The following is a 2,263-nucleotide window of genomic DNA, read 5'->3' on the forward strand; positions in this document are numbered from 1 at the left end:
CCCCACTCCCCACTCCCCACTCCCAATTTTTATAGCTTTTACTTTTGGCCCAGAAATACTACCGGGTAGGTAAGGCTATGTCAACTTGTTACGCCAACCCGGAAGCTTAAAGATTCCGGGTTTTTTCTTGTCCACATCCATATATATAAGGAATGAAGCTGATGTTAAGTGCCAAACTTGCGATCGCGTCTCACCCCAATCACCAAAGCATTGTTAAACTATCGGAAGGAGTTGCTATTGGTGGGAAGGAAATAGTCATTATTGCCGGTCCTTGTACTGTCGAGAATCGTTTGCAGATGGAAACAGTCGCCACCAAACTGCAATTATCCCCCATTCAAGCGTTACGGGGTGGGGCGTACAAACCTCGCACTTCTCCCTACGCTTTCCAGGGATTAGGATTAGAAGGATTGGAGATTTTATCTGCGATTCGACATAAATATAATATGCCAATCGTGACTGAAGTTATGTGTATTAGTCAAATTGAAGATATTGTCGCCCATGCGGATATGCTACAAGTAGGTAGTCGCAATATGCAGAACTTCGATTTGTTGAAAGCTTTGGGAAAAGTGAATAAACCCATATTACTGAAGCGAGGATTAGCGGCGACTATTGAAGAATTCGTGATGGCGGCAGAATATATTCTCAGTGAGGGAAATTCTCAAGTAGTATTGTGCGAACGGGGTGTCCGCAGTTTCGATAATTATACTCGCAATATATTAGATTTAGGCGCAGTTGTTGCCCTGAAGCAAATCACTCACTTACCCGTAATTGTCGATCCTTCTCATGCAGTTGGCAAGCGAGAATTAGTGGCACCTTTAGCCAAAGCTGCCATAGCTTGTGGCGCAGATGGACTAATTATCGAATGTCATCCTCAACCAGAAAAATCTGTTTCTGATGCTCGTCAAGCCTTATCTTTAGAAGATATGGTGGCTTTGGTTCATAGCTTGAGATTAGTAGCCGCAGCAGTGGGGCGAGAAATTCCTGAAATAGTAGATTTGCCCGAATTAGCGATCGCTTAGTGTGGAGAATTTGACCCCTCCCCCAGCTCATCCCCTGAAAGCAGGGCTGTTTCATTCTCCCACAGCAACAGGTTTTAACCTGTTGCTACACTGGCTTTACCGCCCTTCGGCGGTTCAACTTATTTGTTAATATGTTAATAAGCTAATGCAAGACTTGCTAACCTGCGAAGGCAGGTTTTGTCTGTGTAGCGACAGATTTCAATCTGTCGTAAAATTTGAGAATTAAACAGCCCTGCCCCTGAAAGGAGAGGGGAGCAAGATTTCCAACTCCCCCTTCCCTGGCAGGGAAGGGGGCTAGGGGGTTAGGTTTTACGACTTATTTTTATCCTTATTTAGGGATTTAATAGGATTAAAAAAAAACAATCCCCTGGGATTATATAGATAAAGTTTTAGGCAATAGTTTACTCCATCTGAAGACAAATAGAGATAGCGGAGCGAGTAAAATAAGCAGATCTTCCTGACAATATGGTACAATATTCAACTTATCTCAATTGCTAAATTCAGGAAATAAAATACTGTAGACAAAATTTATTAGTCGGGAACATAACCTCTCCTATGGTGTGTTAGACTTATTGAATCTGTTTCCTTAAATAAGAGGTATCTTTATGCTGATGGGCAAAAAACCTATCTTAGGATGTTTAGTTGCTATCCTAGCGGTAACCACTGTGGGAAGTTTGAAAGCATTAGCTCAAGATGCAACTTACATAACTGCTTTCCGTAACCAATCTCTCACTAACCATAATACAAATCGAACCAAGCATCGCAGCCCCAATTTAGCAGCCAATTCAACTCTAGATCAAGGTGCGCAAGACTGGGCAAAATATTTAGCAGACTCAGGCAAATTTGAACACAGCACTTCTACCCAAAGAAATGGTGCAGGAGAAAATCTTTATGTCTATTACACCACAGGCACTATTGGGGCTACCGCACTGGCAGATAAAGGAGTTAGTTCCTGGTATAATGAGGTAACAAAATATAACTATAGTCAGCCCGGTTTTAGCCCGGAGACTGGGCATTTTACTCAACTAGTTTGGAAGTCTTCTACAGGATTAGGTTGTGGAGTAGCACAAGGAAAAAAAGTAATCAACTCAACAAATTTCAACGCCTACTATGTCGTCTGTCGTTACAGCCCTGCTGGTAACGTACAGGGACAATTTCCTCAGAATGTTTTACAACCCTAATTAGGGAGTGGGGAAGAGAGTTTTGAGTTTTGAGTTTTGAGTTTTGAGTTTTGAGTTTTGAGT

The 2,263-nt window shown here is 42.2% G+C and carries 2 protein-coding genes; both read left to right on the forward strand.

The window, feature by feature from the left end:
* Nucleotides 1–161: 161 nt before the first annotated feature.
* Nucleotides 162–1,019, forward strand: coding sequence for a 3-deoxy-7-phosphoheptulonate synthase (gene aroF, locus NJ959_RS28795; protein WP_254015189.1), 858 nt, complete (start codon nucleotides 162–164; stop codon nucleotides 1,017–1,019).
* 611 nt (nucleotides 1,020–1,630) lie between these two features.
* On the forward strand, nucleotides 1,631–2,200 hold the full coding sequence (locus NJ959_RS28800; RefSeq protein ID WP_254015190.1) for a CAP family protein: 570 nt from the start codon (nucleotides 1,631–1,633) through the stop codon (nucleotides 2,198–2,200).
* The last annotated feature ends 63 nt before the right edge of the window (nucleotides 2,201–2,263 follow it).

This window comes from Limnofasciculus baicalensis BBK-W-15, assembly GCF_024178385.1.
GTDB classification, from domain to species: Bacteria; Cyanobacteriota; Cyanobacteriia; order Cyanobacteriales; family Coleofasciculaceae; genus Limnofasciculus; species Limnofasciculus baicalensis.